The organism is Frankia canadensis (genome assembly GCF_900197875.1).
Classification (GTDB): Bacteria; Actinomycetota; Actinomycetes; order Frankiales; family Frankiaceae; genus Frankia; species Frankia canadensis.
The window spans coordinates 1-20,764 of sequence record NZ_FZMO01000090.1 but is presented as its reverse complement, the minus strand read 5'-3'; the positions used below and the strand labels follow the sequence as shown (position 1 = coordinate 20,764).

Below are 20,764 nucleotides of genomic sequence, written 5' to 3'. Positions count from 1 at the left end.
CGTCGCCGCTCCACTGGAGCACTGAGCGGTCTCCCGCCGCCGCGTCCGGCGCGCGGGGCTGTGGTCAGACCGCCGAGCCGGTCCGGTCGGCCACCGTCGGAGGCTCGGCGTCGACTGTGACGTGGGGGCGGACGTGTCGTTGTACCACCATGGTGAGGATCGCGACGGCGGCCATGATGCTGCCGCTGATCGCCGCGTTGACGTGCAGGGCATGGGTGAAGGCGTCGCGGGCAGTCGCGAGCAGGTCCGCGCCGATCTGGCCGGACAGCCGGTCGGTGAGGTCCACGGCGCCGCCGAGGGTGTTCCGTGCGCCCTCGGCGGCTTCGGCCGGGTGCCCGGTGGGACAGCGCCGCTCATGTCGGAACGGTAGACGGCGTTGCCGACGCTGCCGATGACGGCGATGCCCAGGGCCATGCCGAGTTCACCGCCGGTCTCGGACGTGGCGGACGCTGAGCCGGCCTTCTCGGGCGGGGCGGAGTTCACGATCAGATCGGTGCTCAACGTCATCATGGGGCCGAGCCCGACGCCGATGGCGAACGTTGCGATCATCAGTACCGCCAGGCCGGAGGATGTCGGCAGTTGGGTCAGGAGCCCGTAGCCGGCGGCGGCGACCAGCAGCCCGGTCCCTACGATGGTCGCCGGACGCACCCGGCGGGCCAGTGCCGGGCCCAGGTTGGTCCCGAGGATCAGGCCGGCAGCGCCGGGGATCATCCACAGCCCGGCCACGAACGGTGTCAGCCCTTCCACGAGCTGCAGGTACTGGGTGATGAAGAGCTGGGTCCCCGCCATGGCGAGAATGCTCAGGGTCATCGTCCCCAGCGAGGCGCTGAACGCGGGCTTGGTGAACAGCCCGTGGTCCAGGAACGGAACGGCCAGACGTCGCTGCCGGACGGCGAAGGCCACGGCGAGGGCAAGGCCGGCCGCCGTGATCAGGATGGCCTCGCCGTCGACGCCGTTCTCCGCCAGCCGCTTGAGGCCGTAGACGATCAGGAGGATGGTGGCCAGGGTCATGGCCGCGCTGATCAGGTCCAGCGGGCCCGGGTCGGGGTCGCGGGCCTCGGGTAGCAGGATCGGGCCTGTGATCAGTAGCAGCAGCATCACGGGCACAGAGAGCAGGAAGACCGATCCCCACCAGAAATGCTCCAGCAGCAGCCCCCCGAAGAGCGGGCCGAGGGTCGAGCCCACGGAGAAGCAGGTCATCCAGGCGCCGATGGCGACAGTGCGCTGGCGGGGGTCCTGGAACATCGTGCTGATCAGCGAGAGCGTGGACGGCATCAGCGCGCCGCCCGCCAGTCCGAGCGCCGCGCGGGCCAGAATCAGGCTCGTGGGGCTGGTGGAGAAGGACGCGAGCACGGAGGCCGCGCCGAAGGCGGCCGCACCGATGATCAGTAGTCTGCGGCGGCCGATCCGGTCGCCCCGGGCGCCCAGGGTGATCAGTGATCCGGCGATCAGGAAGCCGTAGATATCCATGATCCACAGAAGCTGCGCGCTGCTGGGCCTGAGATCCGCGCTCAGGTGGGGGAGCGCCAGATGCAGCACCGAGTTGTTCAGCGCAATGAGGAGGGTGGGAAGCGCGAGCACCGCCAGGCCGATCCATTCCCGACGGCCGGCGCGGGGAGCGGTGGAAATCGTTGGATTCACGGGGGGATCCAATTTTTCTGGTGCCTCCAACCACCGACTTTCTCCGCGTCGGCGGCACGCGACACCAGGAAGATTCTAGCGGAAGCGCTTTCCCGCGCTGTCCACGGAAGCGGGATCTCTCCAGAGAGACCCGGTCTGGACGAGCGGGTGGTCACGGGCCTGCATGATGTGGCCATAGCTGGCGGCGTCCGCGCTCACGTTACGAGCGTGCCGAGAGCCTGAGCACGCCGCTCCGTGACCTCGCCACTGCACAGGCGCCCGGCAGGGATCGAACCTGCGACCTGGTGCTTAGAAGGCACGGAAAGCACCAGGTGTCCCGGGGGCTCGCCCTGTTCGCGCTGTCCGCCGACGTCCGTCTCCGTCCGCCGGCGTCCGTGGCTGTTGCTACAGCGGTAGCTACATCTGGCGGGACCTCCGACCGCCCGATTACAAGATCGGCGCGTTCGTCCGCGGACGTCCGCTGATATTCGTACAGCCTGGTCGGCCGCCTGCCCAGTTCCGCCCTCGTCCGCTGACGTCTGCCGGTGTTCGAGGGCTCGTCTGTACGGATGGCTGTACGCGAGCACGGGTCTGCGCGCATCACGAGCTTGGGAAACCTGTGCGGCTTGCGGCGCTGGTCAGGGCGGGGACGGGGCCCTGCCCAGGTCGACGGCGGTCCTGTGCCCTCCGTGGACCACCGGTCTTTCCAGATGCTGACCGTTGCTGCTGGCACGCGAATGGCATGGCCGGCGGGTCAACTGGCGCGGAGACTCGGGCTCCGACCGTCTGCTTTTCCGTGCCATGGTGGCGCGTCTGCCACGCTCCGTCGCCGTTCGCTTCACGCGTCGGACACGCCCCCATCCCCGCGGACGGCAGCGGACCCGCGCGGACGAAACGGAACCTGGGACGATCGGGCGTCACCAGCCTCGTTCTGGTTACACATCTAGGCTGGCGAGATGGTCGGCGGTGCCCCCGCGCCACTCGACCAGGAAGAGAGTCGCGTCGTCGGTCGTGATTCCGCGCCGTTCTCGCATCAGCGCATGGGACAGATCTCGGACCACCTCCCGCACGCCTTCACCCTGGATATTCTCAACGAAATTGATCAGACGTTCCTCGCCGAACTGTTCTCCGCCCTTTTCGTGCTCCTCGATGAGGCCGTCGGTGAAGAATAGAACCCGATCGCCGCGCCAGAGCGTCTGCTTACTGACCTGCGGTACGTCACCACCGAAGCCGACTGGCAGGGTTCCCGGGCTCTCCAGTGCCTGGATAACCCGGTGGTCGCGGATCAGTAGCGCTGCCGGGTGGCCTGCATTGACCCATTGCAGGTGACCTGTTCCGATATCCAGACGCATCATCTGTGCGGTGACGAAGTGGTCGGGTCCGAACTGCCTGTGGATGGCCGTGTCCATGAACATGTACAGCTCGGCGAGCCCGATGTCGGCACGTCTGGCGTGTCGGTAGGCGCCGATCGCGACCGTTGCCAGCGCGGCGGCGTCCAGGCCGTGACCCATCGCGTCGATGACTGCCAGGTGCAGGATGTCGTCGTTGAGGGCGTAGTCGAAGCTGTCGCCTGCGATGTCGTAGGCGGGTTCGAGGATGCCGGCTACCGAGACCTGGGGGGTGATCATGGTCAGCGGGGGCAGCAGGGACCATTGGATTTCCGCGGCCACGCTCATCGTTTTGCGGCGCCGGGCCTGGAAGAACTGGTCGGTGTAGCTGCTCTTGGTGACCAGCATGTCGGCGACAAGGCCGGCGAGTCGTCGCAGCAACCGCCGGTCATCATCATCGACGGTGTCGAGGGTGAGTGCCAGCACCCCCACCTGGTCGCTACCGTCCAGCAGCGGCAGGAAAATCCTTATGCCGTCAGCTTGCGGCTGTTCGACTGTCTTCGCACGGAGGAATGCCGTGCCGGCCGGGGAGTCGTCGATCGGCTCGGGCTTCCCGACCGTGAGGCTCCTACCCGGCAGCGGCGTCAGCACCAGCTGCTCATAGTCCTGCAGAAGGATCGAGATGTCCCGCCCACCGATCCTCCTCACCTCCTCCGCCACCAGTGGGGCGATCAGCTGCGGCGGCATCTCGTGAGCGCGATCCAGCAGCACACCCAGCAGGCGCTCACCGAACCCCTCCGACCGATCCACCATGATCTTGCGGGATTTCCGTTCGTCTGCCGCCATGGCCACCCCTCTCCCCTGCCCGGCCGTTCATACCTGTGCGAGCCTCCCCGGGCGGCGTCAACCGGTCACGTCGACACCCCGCTTTCACCCTTGATCGACGGGGAGGAGGATAATGAAGACCCTAAAGGTGACGGCGGATTCGAACCCTTAACCCCTAACCTTGCGAAGTTGGTCCCGTTCGTCTGCCAGCGTCCATGCTCGTCCGGATAGGACGGCATAGCGGTTCGTTCTCGTAGTTCCACACGGGACCCCAGATTCGGGTTTGCGGATTGGCCATAGACGGTCTCGCCGCTGGCAGACTGCGGGTCAGGCTGCCCGGGGAGCGCAGCGCCCTGGCACTGTCTCCCGGCAGTGCACCGGCGTGCGCCGCGCGCCGCTCGACTTCTGTCGTGGCGTGCCCCGGCTGGCTCCCCCGACCGAACTGCCGGCGAGGCTTCCGAGATCTCGGACCTCGCGGCGCGGCCCGCACCGCTTCTTGATCCTAAAACGACGGATTCGGCAACGGTGCGGCATGCGGCATCTGGTCCTGGCCAGGGTGGTGCCCGGGTCGGTCTTCAGGCGGTGAAGTCGATGTGGTGGCGGATGTCCCAGCGGTAGGCGTGTCCGTCCCGGCGGAGTTCGAGGAGGTCGACGCTGGTGGCGGGCAGGCTGATGGGTGGTTGCTGGCGTAGCTTGGTGAGGCGGTGGATGACCTCGGCGGCGGGCGGGTCGGCGTTGCCGTAGGTGACGCTGATGTGGGGCTTGAACATGGCGGGTTCGTCGGGCACCGCATCCGTGCCGAGGACCTGGCCGATGGCGCTGCGTAGACGTTCCCGTAGCTCGGCTACCGGCTGCCACGGTGCGGTTCGCAGGAATGTGCCTCCGGTGTAGGCGGCGATCGGTCCGGCTGTGAGTGTGAACCGTTCGAGGTCCGCGCATAGCTCGTCTGCGGCCTTCCCGAGGGCGGCGACCTGGTCGGCGTCCATCTCGTCGGCGAACGCGACTCCCTGGACGGTCAGGTGCAGCCCGTCGACGGGTACCGGGTCGAGGTAGCCGAGGTCGGCGAGCGTGCGCTGAAAGCCGGCGACATAGTCGGCGAGGGCTGGGTCCTGGAAGACGAGGTACCAGGTCAGATAGTGCCGGTCGGGTCGCCATCCCGGGCGCCACCACCAGTGGTCGGTCATCCGCTCGGCGCGGCGGAACGATTCCCAGTCCTCGGCGTCGACCTGCTGCTCAGGGGTGAGGGCCACGGGCAGAGGCTATGCGGTGAGTGTCCACGCGATCGCACCGAGTCCGCTACGTTCGCGATCTCCGGTACCGGGCGCCACTGGGCGGCACTGGTCAGGAAGTCCTTTGCCGGCGGGCGACCACCTCGGAGCGCAGATCCGCGCCGATGGTCAGCGCCTCGCTGACGAGCACGCCGGCGCCGCACATCGTCCGCGACATCGCCGGTCACTCAGCCATCGAAGTCACGATGATGATCTACGCGCATGCGTCGATGGGGGAGAAGAGCCGGGCCCTGGGCAAGCTCGACGGCCACCTGAGCGGGCCCCGACCATGACCGTTGCTACACCGGCTTGCTACACGTGGGGGGTCTCGGGGGGCTCGGCCCCCCGGCAGACATGACGAGGGGATCGAAAAGGCGCAGCATGCGGGCCTGATCCCCGAGTGCGCCCGGCAGGGATCGAACCTGCGACCTGGTGCTTAGAAGGCACTCGCTCTATCCACTGAGCTACGGGCGCGCTGGACGGAGGCTGATCCCCTGTCCATCGGGCAGCCTGCCTCAGCGTAGCAAGCGGAGCGCGTGCCTCAGCCGTCCGGTGGACACGCGCACGTCGCGGTGCCGGAGTTGGCCCTGTGGGCTGACGAGGAGCGCCCCGCCAGCCCACAGGCCAGGCAGCGGTGGACGGTCAGGAGCCCAGCTGGGCGAGGTCGGCGAACTCCTTGTCGGTGAGGTCGATCGCGGCGGCGGCGATGTTCTCCTCCAGGTGTGCCACCGAGGAGGTGCCCGGGATCGGCAGCATCGTGGGGGAGCGGCGCAGCAGCCAGGCGAGGGCGAGCTGCACGGGGCTCGCGACATGGTCCCTGGCGGCGGTGTCGAGCACGCCGCCGGGCTGGGCGAGGCGGCCGGTGCTCACCGGGTCCCAGGGAATGAAGGCGATGTTCTCGCGGGTGGCGTAGTCGAGGAGGTCCTCGGCGGTGCGGTGGACGAGGTTGTAGCGGTTCTGCACGCTCACGATCGGGACGAGGGTGCGGGCGTGGGCCAGTTCGGCGACGCTGACCTCGGACAGGCCGATGTGGCGGATCTTGCCCTCCTGCTGCAGGGCGCGCAGTTCCCCGAGGGAGTCCTCCACCGGGGTGTCAGGGTCGATGCGGTGCAGCTGGTAGAGGTCGATCCGGTCGAGGCGCAGGCGGCGCAGCGACATCTCGACCTGCTGGCGCAGGTAGGCCGGACGAGCCACGGGGGTCCACCGGTTCGGGCCCTGCCGGGTCAGGCCGCCCTTGGTCGCGATGACGAGATCGTCCGGGTACGGGTACAGAGCCTCGGCGATCAGGTCCTCGCTGACATGCGGACCATACGAGTCCGCGGTGTCGATGAAGGTCACGCCGAGCTCGACCGCGCGGCGCAGCACCGCGCGGGCCTCGTCCGGGTTGGCGGGTGGACCCCAGATGCCCGGTCCGGTGATGCGCATGGCGCCGAACCCGAGGCGGGTGACCGGCAGGTCGCCACCGAGCCGGAAGGTGCCGCTGCCGGTGGCGGTGGTGGCGCCGTCGTTGCTGGTGGTGGCATGGGAGGTGGTCGTCGACATCACTGTCCTCCGGGTACGACTGACTGACGGGTGTCCGCACGGTGACGGGAGCTCCGCGGCGCGGTGGGGTTGACGGGTCACGGCCATCCGTGGGACGTCACAGGGGCGGATCGGGCCAGACGCGGCGCCACCCGCCTCCACGCAGCGACAACCGGGCGACCGGGCGGGGTGTTCCCGCTCGGCCCGGCCACGGTGCTCCATGCCGGGTCGGTCGGGCCGTTTGCCGGGCACGGTGGGCGAGCCGCCGGACCAGGACGATCTGACCACGCGACGGATGGCCCCGTTGGGGGATGCGTGGTCTGTGGAGACCGCCTCGCCATCCACAGACGAGCGGTCTGGCCTGTGCCGTGCCGCGCGAGCGGCTCACAGTGGGGAGGCAGCGCGGCACCGGCACCTCCCGTCCGTTTCCTCCCTGACCCGAGGAGCAGTCATGCTCGACACGACCATCACCCTCGTCGGCAACCTGGTTGACGATCCGGAGCACCGGACCACCGCGAACGGTGCCTCGGTGTGCACCTTCCGGCTGGCGTCCACCCCCCGCCGCTTCGACCGGGCCGAGGGGCGGTGGGTGGACGGAGCCACCCTGTTCCTGCGGGTGTCCTGCTGGCGGCAGCTGGCCGACAACGTCGCCGCGAGTCTCGCCCGCGGCGACCGGGCCCTCGTCTACGGGCGGCTGCGCCAGCGGTCCTTCGAGACGAGCGAGGGGGAGCGGCGCGTCACGTACGAGATCGACGCGGACGCGGTCGGCGCCGAGCTGACCTGGCACCCCGCCCGCTCGCAGCGCCTCGCCCGCCGGGTCGGCAGCCAGCCGCCGCCCCCGCCGGGCGAGGAGGCGGACCTGCCCGGCGGCGGTCCCTTCGTCGATCTGGGCGGGTCCGCCGGGGAGGGCCTGCCGGCCCCGGAGCCCGCCCAGCCGGTGGGCGTCGGCGCGGGGGCGATGTCCCACGTCTTCGGGGGCGACGAGTCGATCGGCGTCTCGGCCATCGGCGGGACGCGGGATCCGCATCCCGCTGGCGCGTTCCCCCCGCCCGCCGCCTCGGCGAGCGGCGCGCCGTTCGGAGCGGCCGTCGGCTCCGGCCTGGCCGGAGCCGACACGGTCATGCCGCCCTGGGGATCGGTCTCCGCCCTCACCGACCGCCGCTGACCACGCGGGCGGTGGCCAGATGGACCTGGCGATCCACCCGTCGTGGTGGCTCGGTAGCGTGCCGGGAGTGAACAGCCGGCACGAGAGCAGTGGACCCGAGCCCGTGCCGGGTCCGCCGGCCGGAGAGCGCGACACGTCCGCTGGCGCGGAGACCGTTGTGGCCGTGGCGACCCCACGATCGCTGGACGACGAGCGCCCGGGGCGCGCGGCGGCAGCCCCGGCGACGCCCTCGGCGGCGACGATCCCGGCGCAGCCCGGGAGGCGCGCCACCGGGCGCTCACCGTGGCGGCGGGCACGCGGGCGGCTGGCGGCCATGCCGGCGGTCGCCTGGTATGTCGCGGTGCTCGCGGTGTTGAGCGCGACCGCCGCCGTCGTGCTCCGGCACACCGTGTTCCCGCTGCTGTCGGTGAACAACGACGAGGGCCTCTACCTGCTCCACGCCCGGACCCTCGCCGAGGGGAGGCTGTTCCCGCCCGCCCCCCATCCCGCCCGGTCCTACCTGCCCTGGCTCGGCACCGTGGTCGACGACCACTACGTGCTGAAGTACACGCCGTTCGTTCCCGCGATCTTCGCCGCGGGCCTGATCGTCACCGGCAGCATCGACCCGTCGCTGGCGGCGGTCGCCGCCGCCGCCGTCATCGTCACGTACCTGCTGGGTGTGGAACTGACGGGCAGTCGCCGGGTGGCGGCGCTGTCGGCGACGCTGCTCGCGCTGTCGCCGCTCATGCTGCTGCAGAGCGCCATGGTGCTCAGCTACCTACCGGCGCTGGTCCTGCTGCAGGTGACGGTACTCGGCGTGCTGCGGGGCCGGCGCCGGCGGCAGGCCTGGCCGGTGGTGTGCGCGGGGCTCGCACTCGGTGTCGCGGCATCGGTGCGCCCGTACGACGTGGTGCTGCTGCTGGCGCCGCTCGCGGTCTGGCTGGCCGTGAGCTCGACGGGCCGGCGGTGGTGGCTGCTGCGCTGGTTGGCCTGCGGCCTCGCGGTTCCCGCGCTGATCCTCCTGCTGACGAACCAGGCGGCCACCGGTAACCCGCTGCGTCTGCCGTTCGCCCTGCTCGAACCCGATGACCGGCTCGGCTTCGGCCCGCGCCGGCTCTATCCGGAGGACGGGCGGCATGTCTTCGGATTCACGGACGGGCTGCGTTCCGTGGGCGATCACCTGTGGCTGCTGGGTGGTTGGGCCTGCGGCGGGGTGGTCCTGGCCGCGGCCGCGATCGCGCAGGCGGCCCGGCGCCGACTGACCGCCCCAGCCGCGATGCTGGGCCTCGGTGGGCTGCTGTTCCTGGTCGGGTACCTCGGCTTCTGGGGCGCGTGGAACGCCGCCGAACTGTGGGGCGGGATCCGCTACGTCGGCCCGTTCTACGTGGTCCCCGTGCTCATCCCGCTGGTACACCTCGGCGGCTGGGGATGCGCGACGCTGGTGTCGGCGCTGCTCGGCCGCGGGCGGCGGGTCGCGCTCGCCGTGATCAGCCCGGTCGCCACCGCGGTCCTCGCCCTGACCGTGGTCGTGCTCACCGGCGCGCTGCGGGACAATCTCACGCTCACCTCCCACGACCGCGATCTACACGCCATGATCAATCGGATGCCCGGGCGGCCGCTCGTGTTCGTCGCCGCGAGCCCCCGATACCTCGGGCATCCGACCCCGGTGACGGCCAACGGACCGGACCTCGACAGCCGGGTGCTCTACGCGGTGGCGCGCGGCGTGGACGACCTCGCCGTCCTCGCGGACCATCCCGAGCGGGCGCCGTACCTGCTGCGGCTCCCACCCGGATACGACCGGGGACCGGAATCCTCGTCGGCGGCCAGGCTCGAACGACTCGCCGTGCGCCAAGGCGACCAGGTACAGATGACGATCACGGTCGGCGTGCCCCCCACGGCGACCCGGGCACGATCGGCCCGCCTCCTGCTCACCGCCGGCACCCGGCAGCTGTCCCTGCCCGTCGACCCCCGAGCGGGGGCCACGGTGACGCTCACCGTGGACGCGGACGGTCTCGACCCCGGGGACGTCGCCGAGGTGAGCGGGCGTACCCGGCCGACCATGCGGGCCGTGCCACGCGGGCGCGGCACCTCACTCACCGCGCAACTGCGCGCCACCGACGCGCGGGGGCACGAACACACGGTCGACGAGCAGATCGTTCCCGTCCGGATCGCCCGCGACCCGGCCGCGGCCGGGTCCCGCGGCGAGCCGGCCGTCACAGTGCTCGGCTCCGTCGGGCAGGTCGCCGCGGTGGGCACGGGGACGCGTCCACCGTTGCGCATCCGGCTCGCCGCACAGCCGCCGGCCGCGCCGGCGGAGCAACCGCGGGCCGCGGCGGCCGTCGCATCGATCCGAAAACCGTCGGCGACGGCGGTCGGAGGCCGGTAGCAGCCGGTGGCATCCGGGCCCCGCTCGCGTCCGGCGCGTGGCGTGCGGCGGAGCCCGCGGATATCAGTCGATCCGCTGGATGCTGGGTGGGGCGATGTCGCGCTCGAGGGTCTCCGGCGCGGGACAGTCGAGGCGCAGCATCGGGCGGAAGTCGCCGGGGGCCGCCGGAAGCCAGTTCGCCTGCTCCTCCTCGTCCGCCCCGGCAGCGGGCGGGTCACACTGGATGAGGACGCGGACCGAGCCGTCCCGCCGGACCCGCAGACCATCGGTGCGGCTGCCCAGCCAGTACCGGGACAACGGATTGTCCACCAGGTAGTAGCCGGGAGCGTCGTACATGGTCAGCGTCCAGGACATCGCCGCCGGCGGCGGGGCGAGATCCATCGTGTAGCGGTGGGCTCCGGTCAGGCGCCGTCCCTCCCCGTCGACGAGGCAGGTCGCATGGACGCTCTGATAGCCGTGGGTCGGGCCGAACGGCGAGCGGGCCGCCATCGCCCGGGCGATGCGCGCCTGCTCCCGATCCACCATCCGCCAGGCGGGTTCGTCCCGGGTGCCCGGGCCGAGGAAGTCGAGATTGAAGTCAAGGGCGTGCGGAGCGCTCGACCATCCGTTGCGCTGCGCGCGGCCGACCTGCGCGAGCCGCTCCAGGCCGTCCCGGCCCGCCCGCAGCCCACCGCGCAGCGACCAGGTCAGCGACGGGTCCGGATCCACGTAGGGAGAGGGGTCCTCGAAGATCCCGAGCGGGGCGTAGCGGCGGGCGTGGTCGAACTCGGCCGGCGGCGGGGGGAAGGCCCGCAGCCAGATCCGCAGCTCCTCCCAGAACCGCAGGTCGTCGCACACGCTCTTCGACCGTTCCGGTGGACCCTCGGCCAGGCGGGCGTCCGGGTCCAGCGCGTGCAGATGCAGCCCGTTCTGCAGCCGGTACACCTCGGCCGCCTCCCGCGGATCGGCCAGCCCGATGCGGCCCAACACCGTCAGCAGGCGTGTAGGCGCGTCGATGCGGGTCATGGTCGGCGGCGTGCGGCCCGGCCAGCCGGGCGGGACCAGAACGTAGGAGCCTCCGCCCCCGCCCGAGCCCGAGCCCAGATAGGAGAAGGTGTTGCGCCAGGCGTCGACGAACATCAGCAGGAAGTAGCGGTCACCGACGTCCGGTACGTGCAGGACGAACGGGCCGGGCGTCAGGTCGACCTGCGCCATCGACGACAGCAGGTCGCCGTCGACGTTGACGAACTCCGAGTTCGGGCCGGGCAGCTCCCGCTGGTGGTAGAAGGAGTTGAACCCGCGGCCCGCGGCGGTGCCCACCCCGTCGACGGCGAGCCGGGTCTGCAGGCGCACGCTGCTGACCAGGGGATACCCGAAGATGTAGGCCTCGGCTGCCAGCCCGAACCGATGGTCGCTCGCACGCATGCTCGTCCTCGTCCCCGTCCCCCGGTGCCGGTTCTCCCACGTTGCGTGCCCGCAATCGGCGCGCGCTACCCACCTCCGCCGCGTGGGAGGGCGTCCGGCACCGTGGGTGGCGAGACGGGCGCGGCCCGGCACCGATCACCGGCGTCCTCGCCGCCTCAGCGATGCCCTAGGGTTGACGACATGGCGCAGTACGTCTTCCAGATGCGCAAAGCGCGCAAGGCCCATGGCGACAAGGTCATCCTCGATGACGTGACCCTCGCCTTCCTGCCGGGGGCGAAGATCGGGGTGGTGGGTCCCAACGGGGCCGGGAAGTCGTCCCTTCTCAAGATCATGGCCGGGATCGACCAGCCGAGCAACGGCGACGCGATCCTCAGCCCGGGCTACACCGTAGGCATGCTCGCCCAGGAGCCCGCCCTCGACGAGACCAAGGACGTCCGCGGCAACGTCGAGGACGGCGTGCGCGAGATCCGTCAGGTGCTCGCCCGCTACGAGCAGATCAACGAGAAGATGACCGAGCCCGACGCGGACTTCGACGCGTTGCTCGCCGAGCAGGCCGAGCTCATCGACAAGATCGAGGCGGTGAACGCCTGGGAGCTCGACAGCCAGCTCGACCAGGCGATGGACGCGCTGCGGCTGCCACCGGGCGACGCGGACGTGTCGCTGCTGTCCGGCGGTGAGCGGCGCCGGGTCGCGCTGTGCAAGCTGCTGCTGGAGGCCCCCGACCTGCTGCTGCTCGACGAGCCCACCAACCACCTCGACGCCGAGAGCGTGGCCTGGCTGGAGCAGCACCTCGCGCGCTACGCCGGCGCCGTGCTCGCCGTCACCCACGACCGGTACTTCCTCGACAACGTCGCCGGCTGGATCCTCGAGCTCGACCGCGGTCGCGCCCTGCCCTACGAGGGCAACTACACGACCTACCTGGAGAACAAGGCGGCCAGGCTCAAGGTCGAGGGCCAGAAGGACGCCAAGCGGCAGCGGGTGCTCACCCAGGAGCTCGAGTGGGTGCGGTCCAACCCGAAGGCCCGCCAGACCAAGAGCAAGTCCCGCCTCGCCCGCTACGAGGAGCTGGCCGCCGAGGCGGACCGGGCGCGGCCGCGGGACTTCGACGAGATCCAGATCCCGCCCGGCCCCCGGCTCGGCAACCAGGTCATCGAGGCCCGCAAGCTGGCCAAGGGCTTTGATGACCGCCCGCTCATCCACGACCTGTCCTTCACCCTGCCCCGCGGCGGCATCGTCGGCATCATCGGCCCCAACGGCGTCGGCAAGACCACACTGTTCACCATGATCACCGGGCAGGCCGCGGCGGACGGCGGCGAACTCGTCATCGGCGACACCGTCGACATCGCCTACGTCGACCAGTCAAGGGCGGGCCTGGACCCGAAGAAGAACGTCTGGCAGGTCGTCTCCGACGGCCTCGACCACATCGTCGTCGGCAGGACCGAACTGCCGAGCCGCGCGTGGGTGTCGTCGTTCGGGTTCAAGGGCCCTGACCAGCAGAAGCCGGTCGGGGTGCTCTCCGGCGGCGAGCGCAACCGGCTCAACCTGGCGCTCACCCTCAAGCGTGGCGGCAACGTCCTGCTCCTCGACGAGCCGACGAACGACCTCGACGTGGAGACACTGCGCTCGCTGGAGGACGCGCTGCTGGAGTTCGCCGGCTGCGCCGTGGTCATCTCCCACGACCGCTGGTTCCTCGACCGGGTCGCCACCCACATCCTCGCGTGGGAGGGCACCGACGAGGACCCGGCCCGCTGGTTCTGGTTCGAGGGCAACTTCGCCGACTACGAGACGAACAAGGTCGACCGGCTCGGCCAGGAGGCCGCGCGCCCACACCGGGTGACCTACCGCAAGCTCACCCGCGACTGACCCGAGAAACGTGCGGCCGGCCGCCGCCCACGCACACCCGCGCGGGCGGCGGCCGGATGTCGTTTCGCGGGCCGCGGAGGGTCGGATGGTCAGTCGGGGCGGTTCTGCAGCGAGTTCGCGGCCATCGTCAGATAGCCCCAGAGCGTGTCGAACTGGTCCGGCGGCAGGTCCAGGGAGTCGACCGCGGCGCGCATCACCGCGAGCCAGGCGTCGCGCTGCGCCGGGCCGATCGCGAACGGCACGTGCCGCAGCCGCAGCCGCGGGTGGCCCCGCACCTGCTGGTACTCGCTGGGCCCGCCCCAGTACTGGATGAGGAACATCCGCAGCCGCTCCTCGGCGCCCGCCAGATCATCCTCCGGGTAGAGCGGGCGCAGCACGGGATCATTCGCCACACCCTGGTAGAACCGCGCGACCAGCGTGCGGAACGTCGGCTCCCCGCCGACGGCGTCGTAGAAGGTCGTCGTGGGCTGGGCCGGCGTGGGGGACTGGCTCACTCGTCCATTGTGCGCCAGGCGGCACCCGGCCTCGAACGGGTGAGGCCGGTCAGCCCTCCCATGGCGCGACCCACGCGGTGGTGTCGGGGGGCAGGGACAGCACGGCGCCGTCGTAACCCACAGGTCCGCTGGCGAGCACCAGCCGCCCGGAGATCGCCAGTTCCACCTCCTGGCCGGTGCTCATCACGCACGTCATACCGACCGATCCCCCGGAGGTGGCCGCCGGGGGTGGCGGCCGGTCGAACGCGAGGCAGTGGGTGGGAACGTCGTCGCGGAAGCGAAGCTCCTCGCCGCGCAGGTGCGGCAGGGCCCGGCGCAGCGCGAGCGCGCCCCGCACGAGCAGCCACGTCGAGAGGGGATCGCCGGCCTGCGCGAGCACGGCGAGCCCGGCCCAGTCGTCCGGCTGCGGCAGCCACGGCGCGGCGCCCGGCGCGGTGAACCCGTAGGGCGGCGCGTCCCCGGACCAGGGCAGCGGCACGCGGGCACCGTCCCGGCCCGGCGAGGTGCCCTTGGAGCGGGTCCACACCGGGTCCTGGCGGGCGCCCGGCGGCACGTCCGCCTGCGGCAGCGCCAGTTCGTCACCCTGGTAGAGCACGGCGACGCCGGGCAGCGCGAGCAGGGTCAGCAGCGCCGCCCGCGCCCGCCGGACGCCCGCCGACCCGCCGCCGTAACGGGTGACCGGGCGGACCACGTCATGGTTCGCGAGCACCCAGGTGGCGGGCGCGCCGACCGCGCCGAGCGCCGCGCGTTCCGCGTCGATCGCCGCCCGCCAGGCCGGCGCCGAGAACGACGTGGCGAGCAGGGAGAACGAGAAGGTCAGGTGCAGCTCGTCGGGCCGCACGTAGCGGGCGAGCCGGACCGGGTCGCGCACCCAGGTCTCGCCGACGAGGATCCGGGGCCGGCCGTCGCGCGCGGTGTACTCGTCGGCGATCGCCCGCCAGGTCCGGTAGATCTCGTGCACGCCGTCCTGGTCCCAGACCCGCGGCTCGCCCTCGTCCCGGAAGCCGGCGTCCGGGAGCAGCGGCGGGCCGGGCGGGTTGTCGCGCAGCTCGGCGTCCTTGACCAGGCCGTGGCTGACGTCGATGCGGAAGCCATCGACGCCCCGGTCGAGCCAGAAGCGCACGGTCGCCTCGTGGTCGGCGCGCACGGCGGGGTGCGACCAGTTCCAGTCGGGCTGTTCGGCGTCGAACAGGTGCAGGTACCACTGCCCGTCGGCGATCTGGGTCCAGGCCGGGCCGCCGAACACCGACTCCCAGTTGTTCGGCGGCAGCTCGCCGTGCGCGCCGCGACCGTCGCGGAAGACGTACAGGTCGCGCCGCGGGTCGCCGGGCGGGGCCGACAGCGCCGCCGTGAAGGCCGGGTGCGCCGAGCTGGAGTGGTTCGGGACGAGGTCGACGAGCACGGCGAGGCCGGCCGCGGCCGCGTCGGCGAGCAGCGCGTCGACGTCACTCAGCGTGCCGAACAGTGGGTCCACGTCCCGATGGTCGGCGACGTCGTAGCCATGATCGGCCATGGGGGAGCGGTAGAACGGCGTGATCCACAGCGCGTCGACCCCGAGCTCGGCGAGCGCGGGCAGATGCTGGCGCAGCCCGGCCAGATCGCCGACGCCGTCGCCGTCCGCGTCCGCGAAACTGCGCAGGTAGACCTCGTACAGGACCGCGCGCCGCCACCAGGAGGCGTCCCGGCCGCCGCTCGCCGGTCGGGTGCCGGCGTCCTGCCGGGCAGGCATATCCCCAGATACCGTCCGTGTCCCATCCGGTCGATTCGATGTGGAATGATCAGGCCCGGAACGGTGTGTCTCCATGTGATCCTTCCTGGCGTTTCTGGTCCTGTTCGGGTCGGTACCCCACCACCCGTCATCGTGCGCGTCGCGGTGGCGGCGGGATCACCTGGCTCGGGGCGGCCCGTGCCGCGATGGTCGGTGGCGGAGGCGGCGGAGGCGGCGGAGGCGCGGATGGCGCTGACCAGGCTGTCAGATGGCACGGTTGTCGGTGGCATAGCGGGCCGAGACGCGCGAAGGGATGGCGATGGGGTACCGCTCCCTGCTTGGGTCGACATTCTCGCGATGCGCGATATCCGGTTACCGAACTAGACTTCCCCGGGTGGACCAGGTGACTGGCTGTTACGGTGCGGTCCCGGGAGTCGGGTTTGATCGGGGGCGGGTGGATCCAGCCCTCCGTGCAGGGCCGGCCGCTGGGATGAGGCCCCGCGTGTCCGCCATCCTCGGCCGGGCGGACGTCGCCGGCGGCGACGGTTCGATGGCCGCCGTCGTGACGCGGCAGTTGCGCAGCTCGGCCTCGATCGGGCTGCGCACGGCCAGGGGCGTCGCCCGCCTGCTGCGTGGCGGCCCCCCGTCCGCGGAGCGGACCGATCCCTCCTGCTGCGCCCCCTCGACGTTCCTCGCCGACGCCGCGCTGGTGCTCGCGGAGACCCTCGACCCCGACCGGGTCGTCCACCTGCTCGCCGACCTCGCCGTGCCGCGGCTCGGCACCGTCGCGCTGGTGTGGCTGCGCACGGAGGACGAGGTGAGCCTGGCCGCGTCGGTGGTCGTCGACCAGCGGGTCGCCCAGATGCTACGAGCCATGATCGCGGCGCTGCCGCCCGCACTCGACGACGAGTACCCGCCCGGCGTGGTGCTGCGTACCGGGCAGGTCTTCTGCGTGCCGGAGCTCGGCAGCCTGCGCACCGCGGTGCCCTTCCCGAACGAGCTGGCCTACCAGCAGTTCCGCCGGGTCCAGGCCGGCCCGACCATGAGCGTGCCGCTGGCGGACAGCGGCGAGATCGTCGGCGTCCTCACCGTCGGCCGCCCGGAAGGGCACTACACCAACGCCGAGATCGATCTGGCGGAGGACCTCGCCCGGCGCGGTGCCCTCGCGCTGCACAACGCCCGCCGCTACCGCGAGGCCCAGGAGTCCGCGCTGACCCTGCAGCGCTCGCTGCTGCCGGCGAACCCGCCCGCGCTCGACGGCGTCGAGATCGCGATGGAGTACCGGCCCGGCACGGCCGGCACGGAGGTCGGCGGCGACTTCTACGACGTGATCCCGCTGTCCGGCGGCCGGTTCGGCGTCGCGATCGGTGACGTCATGGGCCGCGGGCTGCAGGCGGCGGCGGTGATGGGCCAGCTGCGGGCGGCGCTGCGGGCGTACGCGCTGGAGGACTGGGGGCCCGCCGAGGTGCTGTCCCGGCTGGACCGCGTCGTCGACCTGCTGCCCGGCCTGCAGATGGCCACCTGCACCTACGCGGTGTATGACCGGCACACGGGCCGGGCCGTCATCGCCAACGCCGGTCACCTCGCCCCGCTCGTGATCCTGCCCGACGAGGATCCCGACTACCTGGTGCTCGACCCGGGTCTGCCGCTGGGCGTCGGCGAGGGCGCCGGCTTCAGCGAGATGACGGTCACTCTGCCGCCCGGCTCCGCGCTGGTGCTGTTCACCGACGGGCTGGTCGAGTCGCGACGCCGCCCGCTCGCGGAGGGCCTGCAGGGCCTGCGCCGCGGGCTCACCGAGCAGCGGGCCCGCGCGGCCGCCGCCCGCGGCGCCCCGCCGGTCAGCCCGGCGGACCTCACCGGCGCGGGCAGTGCCGACGGCCCGAGCGCGAGCCCGGGCGGCCTGGTGCCCGGCGGCGCGACGATGGACGCCGCGCCGACAGGCGGCACGAGGCCGGACGACGCGCGGACCGACGAGCCGTGGACCGACCGGCGGGCCCCCGGTCCCTCCCTCGGCCCGCCGCCGGGCATGCCCGACCGCCGCAGCGGCCGGGACCGCCGCCACGCCCAGCAGCACCACACCGGCGCGGAGCGGCGGCGGCGCGCCCGCGGCGGCAGCTTCGCCGTGCGCAGCTGGTTCGGGCCCGACACCGTCGCCGGTACCGGGGAGGGCCCCGCCGAGGAGACCGCCCGCTCCCTGCTCGAGCGCTGCCTGCTCGCCGCCGACCTGCCCAGCCGCACCGACGACGACACGGCGCTGGTCGTGCTGACCACGCTCGCGGTGAACCCGCCGCTGCTCGAACTCGCGCTGCCCGCGGTCGCCGCCTCGGCCGGCCAGGCCCGGATGGCGATCCGCGCCGTGCTGGTCGACTACGGCATCGCCTCGGTCGAGGACGCCACCCTGCTGGTCAGCGAGGTGGTGACGAACGCGGTCCTGCACGCCCGCAGCGACCTGGTGCTGCGCGCGTTCCTGGAGCCCGGGCGGCTGCGGATCAGTGTGGAGGACCGGGAGGGCGCGCACCTGCCGCGGCCGGGCGCCGCGGCCGAGAACCGGCCCGATCCCGAGTCGGGCTGGGGTCTGCTACTGGTCGAGGCGATGTCCCTGGCCTGGGGCGTGGAGACGACCGGTGACGGCAAGCGGGTCTGGTTCGACATCGAGGTCCCCGACGGCGCCGGGCCGGACGCCGGGCGCCACGGCACCGCCCCGATGGGCGGCCCGCCGCCGGCCGATCCGCCGGCGCAGGGGCGCGGCCGGTTCTGAGCCCTCGGCGGCGTGCACGATGTTGCGTAGCATGCCGCCGAACACGACCGCGTGGAACGGGCTGACGGCCCACCAGTACAGCTGGCCGGGCAGCCCGTGCGGCAGGAAGACCGCCCGCTGCCGGTAGCGGGTCCCCCCGTCGGGCCCGAGGGCCGCCCGAAGCTCCAGCCAGCCGTCGCCGGGCATCCTCATCTCCGCGCGCAGCCGCAGCAGTCGGCCCGGTTCGACCTCCTCGACCCGCCAGAAGTCCAGCGCCTCGCCGACCCGCATCCGCTGCGGGTCGCGGCGGCCCCGGCGCGGGCCGGCCCCGCCGAGCAGCCCGTCGAGCCAGCCGCGCGCCGACCAGGCCAGCGGCCAGGAGTACCAGCCGTTCTCCCCGCCGATGCCCTCGATGACCCGCCACAGCCGCTCGGGCGCGGCCGCCACGGCGGCCTCCCGCTCGTCGACGTAGAGCGCGCCACCGCTCCACTGCGGGTCCGTCGGCGCGGGCTCCCCGGGCGGGCCGGGCACCCAGTCGGCCCCACCGCCGCGCGCGCCGGTGCCGACCGGCAGGACCGCCGTCGACCATCGGGTCTCCACCCGGCGTTCGCGCACGCGGGCGAGCGCGTAGGCGACCGCCGTGTCGAAGGGCAGCAGGCCGTCCGCCGGATCGGGGATCCAGCGGCGCACCGCGCCGCCGTCACCGACGATCACCTCGGTGCGCAGGGAGCGCACCAGCGGCCGCGCGATCCCCTTCGGCACGGGGGTGACCACCCCGACCCACAGGGACGACAGCCCCGGCGAGAGCACCGGCACGGGAATGATGATCCGGTCCCGCAGGCCCTCCACGGCCGCGAACCGGCGCATCATCTCGGCGTAGGTCAGCACGTCCGGGCCGCCGACGTCGAACGAGCCGTGCACGCCGGCGGGCACGTCCAGCGCGCCGAGCAGGTAGTGCAGCACGTCGCGGACCGCGATCGGCTGGATCCGGGTGCGCACCCAGCGCGGCGTCAGCATGACCGGCAGCCGCTCGGTGAGGTGGCGCAGCATCTCGAACGACGCGCTGCCGCTGCCGATGATGACGGCCGCCCGCAGCACGAGGGTGGGAACCCCCGAGTCGAGCAGGATGCGCGCGACCTCCTGGCGGGAGCTCAGATGGGCGGACAGGGCGATCTGGTCGCCACCGCCCGGTGCCAGGCCGCCGAGATAGACGATGCGGCGGACCCCGGCCGCCCGGCAGGCGGCGGCGAAGGCGGTGGCGGCTCGCCGGTCGACCGCGGAGAAGTCGCCTCCGCCGTCGATCGAGTGAATGAGGTAGTAGGCCACGTCGATGCCGGCGAGCGCCTCGGTGAGGGCCAGCGGGTCGCCCGCGTCCGCCTGGACGACGCGGGCGTGGTCCGCCCACTCGATGCCGCGCAGGCGGGCGGGATCGCGGGTCATCGCGTGCACCTCGTGCCCGCGGTCGAGCAGCCGGGGAGCCAGCCGGCCGCCGATGTAGCCGGTCGCCCCGGTCACCAGGATGCGCACACCGCCTACCTGCCCGGCGGACCGTCCGCTATCCCGTCCCACCGTCCCGGGTTCCGCCGTCCCGGGCCGGCACCTCACGCCGCGAGCGGACGACCGCCCCGGTCAGGCGGAGGCGGCCTCGGTCACGTCCGTGCTCAGGTAGGCCGACCAGCGTGGATCCATCCGACGCGACCCCAGAATGCGCCAGGCGGCTCCGCTCGGCGCGCGGGGCGCCGTGCGAAGCCGCCAACCGAGATCCGCGACGGCCCTGTCGGCTTTGACATGGTTGCAGCGGCCGCAGGCCGCCACGACGTTCTCCCATACGTGCGCGCCCCCTCGGGAGCGAGGAATGACATGATCCAACGACGTCGCGGGCGCGTTGCAGTACACGCAGCGGTGGTGATCCCTGGCCAGCACACCCTTGCGGGTCAGGGGGACCTGTGAGCGGTACGGCACCCGAACGAAACGCGCTAACCGGACCACGATCGGAACGTCGACCGATGCCGCCGCGGACCGAAGGACCTGGCCGGCCGATTCGACCATCACGGCCTTCTCGGTCAGGACCAGGACAAGCGCGCGTCTTTGCGACACCACGCACAGAGGCTCATACGTGGCATTGAGAACCAACGCCTCTGCCACGCGCGGACCTCCTGCCCACCGAGGGTCCATAACGGACCGACCTACCCAGCGTCTCCGGTGACAATGGACAGTCAACCTTCTTCCGCGGCAGAACGCGAGCCTGTTTGCATGGTCATCGGCTTTCGTGCCGTGTCGCTGCACATATCTGGTGGCGTTTGTCACTCTCTGCCGACCATCTGGGGAGATTCTGGCTACGCAGCGTCGACCTGATGTCCGGGTTGGGGGTGCGGTGCCGTACGGGCGCCGGACCGCCGGATCCCGGGGGTGCGCGCCGGTGGGCTGGCCCCATCGGCGAGACTGATCTCCGATGACCTCCGGGGG

Annotated in this window: 11 protein-coding genes, 2 tRNA genes and 3 pseudogenes; 5 read left to right on the top strand and 11 right to left on the bottom strand. The window is 72.2% G+C overall.

The genetic code is table 11. From position 1 onward, the window contains the following. Positions 1 to 64: 64 nt before the first annotated feature. The 4 genes and pseudogenes from C1A33_RS09450 to C1A33_RS09440 all read right to left on the bottom strand — a co-directional run bounded on the left by C1A33_RS09450 (position 65) and on the right by C1A33_RS09440 (position 5,023). Positions 65 to 1,653: pseudogene (locus C1A33_RS09450) on the bottom strand (MFS transporter). Between the two features lie 240 nt (positions 1,654 to 1,893). After that, positions 1,894 to 1,970 (bottom strand) — tRNA-Ser (locus tag C1A33_RS34735). A 585-nt stretch (positions 1,971 to 2,555) separates the two neighbouring features. Beyond that, positions 2,556 to 3,794 carry a PP2C family protein-serine/threonine phosphatase gene (locus C1A33_RS09445; RefSeq protein ID WP_101831167.1) on the bottom strand — a complete coding sequence of 413 codons (1,239 nt, stop codon included), beginning with the start codon at positions 3,792 to 3,794 and terminating at the stop codon, positions 2,556 to 2,558. 554 nt (positions 3,795 to 4,348) lie between these two features. Further along, positions 4,349 to 5,023, bottom strand: a complete 675-nt coding sequence (locus C1A33_RS09440) for a 2'-5' RNA ligase family protein (RefSeq protein WP_243407358.1) — start codon at positions 5,021 to 5,023, stop codon at positions 4,349 to 4,351. A gap of 176 nt (positions 5,024 to 5,199) precedes the next feature. Here C1A33_RS09440 and C1A33_RS09430 point away from each other — a divergent pair. Beyond that, positions 5,200 to 5,334: pseudogene (locus C1A33_RS09430) on the top strand (site-specific integrase); the annotation flags it as partial. Positions 5,335 to 5,442: 108 nt separating this feature from the next. Here C1A33_RS09430 and C1A33_RS09425 read toward each other — a convergent pair. Together C1A33_RS09425 and C1A33_RS09420 are read right to left on the bottom strand one after the other, a co-directional pair. Continuing rightward, positions 5,443 to 5,515 (bottom strand) — tRNA-Arg (locus C1A33_RS09425). A 168-nt stretch (positions 5,516 to 5,683) separates the two neighbouring features. Next, positions 5,684 to 6,583 (bottom strand): aldo/keto reductase, encoded by a 900-nt coding sequence (locus tag C1A33_RS09420; protein ID WP_101831137.1) that lies wholly within the window; start codon positions 6,581 to 6,583, stop codon positions 5,684 to 5,686. A gap of 430 nt (positions 6,584 to 7,013) precedes the next feature. Between C1A33_RS09420 and C1A33_RS09415 the strand changes: the two genes are divergently transcribed. Together C1A33_RS09415 and C1A33_RS09410 are read left to right on the top strand one after the other, a co-directional pair. Then, entirely contained in the window at positions 7,014 to 7,727 is a 714-nt protein-coding gene (locus C1A33_RS09415; protein WP_101831136.1) for a single-stranded DNA-binding protein, read from the top strand. A 163-nt stretch (positions 7,728 to 7,890) separates the two neighbouring features. Continuing rightward, positions 7,891 to 10,092, top strand: a complete 2,202-nt coding sequence (locus C1A33_RS09410) for a DUF7846 domain-containing protein (RefSeq protein WP_341477207.1) — start codon at positions 7,891 to 7,893, stop codon at positions 10,090 to 10,092. Between the two features lie 63 nt (positions 10,093 to 10,155). On the opposite strand, the gene C1A33_RS09405 is transcribed toward C1A33_RS09410, so the two are convergent. Then, positions 10,156 to 11,496, bottom strand: coding sequence for a DUF1254 domain-containing protein (locus C1A33_RS09405; RefSeq protein ID WP_101831135.1), 1,341 nt, complete (start codon positions 11,494 to 11,496; stop codon positions 10,156 to 10,158). Positions 11,497 to 11,676: 180 nt separating this feature from the next. Between C1A33_RS09405 and ettA the strand changes: the two genes are divergently transcribed. Beyond that, positions 11,677 to 13,359: an energy-dependent translational throttle protein EttA gene (gene ettA, locus C1A33_RS09400; protein ID WP_101831134.1), complete on the top strand. Its 1,683-nt coding sequence runs from the start codon at positions 11,677 to 11,679 to the stop codon at positions 13,357 to 13,359. Positions 13,360 to 13,448: 89 nt separating this feature from the next. Here ettA and C1A33_RS09395 read toward each other — a convergent pair whose 3' ends face one another. Further along, positions 13,449 to 13,871 carry a globin gene (locus C1A33_RS09395; protein WP_101831133.1) on the bottom strand — a complete coding sequence of 141 codons (423 nt, stop codon included), beginning with the start codon at positions 13,869 to 13,871 and terminating at the stop codon, positions 13,449 to 13,451. A 31-nt stretch (positions 13,872 to 13,902) separates the two neighbouring features. Beyond that, a complete protein-coding gene (locus C1A33_RS09390; protein WP_243407356.1) occupies positions 13,903 to 15,582 on the bottom strand; it encodes a glycoside hydrolase family 13 protein in 1,680 nt (559 codons plus the stop codon). Positions 15,583 to 15,874: 292 nt separating this feature from the next. Between C1A33_RS09390 and C1A33_RS09385 the strand changes: the two are divergent. Further along, positions 15,875 to 18,148 (top strand): annotated as a pseudogene (locus tag C1A33_RS09385) (ATP-binding SpoIIE family protein phosphatase); the annotation flags it as partial. On the opposite strand, the gene C1A33_RS09380 reads toward C1A33_RS09385, so the two are convergent. Next, positions 18,140 to 19,825 (bottom strand): SDR family oxidoreductase, encoded by a 1,686-nt coding sequence (locus C1A33_RS09380; RefSeq protein ID WP_101831131.1) that lies wholly within the window; start codon positions 19,823 to 19,825, stop codon positions 18,140 to 18,142. The pseudogene C1A33_RS09385 and the gene C1A33_RS09380 sit on opposite strands and share 9 nt — an antisense overlap. Positions 19,826 to 19,927: 102 nt before the next feature. Then, positions 19,928 to 20,443, bottom strand: a complete 516-nt coding sequence (locus C1A33_RS09375; RefSeq protein ID WP_101831130.1) for an HNH endonuclease — start codon at positions 20,441 to 20,443, stop codon at positions 19,928 to 19,930. Positions 20,444 to 20,764 lie beyond the last annotated feature (321 nt).

Excerpts from the sequence above, each read along its gene's own strand:
- C1A33_RS09445 (WP_101831167.1), bottom strand. The coding sequence starts at position 3,794 with ATGGCGGCAGACGAACGGAAATCCCGCAAGATCATGGTGGATCGGTCG.
- C1A33_RS09420 (WP_101831137.1), bottom strand. The coding sequence starts at position 6,583 with ATGTCGACGACCACCTCCCATGCCACCACCAGCAACGACGGCGCCACC.
- C1A33_RS09415 (WP_101831136.1), top strand. The coding sequence starts at position 7,014 with ATGCTCGACACGACCATCACCCTCGTCGGCAACCTGGTTGACGATCCG.
- C1A33_RS09405 (WP_101831135.1), bottom strand. The coding sequence starts at position 11,496 with ATGCGTGCGAGCGACCATCGGTTCGGGCTGGCAGCCGAGGCCTACATC.
- ettA (WP_101831134.1), top strand. The coding sequence starts at position 11,677 with ATGGCGCAGTACGTCTTCCAGATGCGCAAAGCGCGCAAGGCCCATGGC.
- C1A33_RS09390 (WP_243407356.1), bottom strand. The coding sequence starts at position 15,582 with ATGCCTGCCCGGCAGGACGCCGGCACCCGACCGGCGAGCGGCGGCCGG.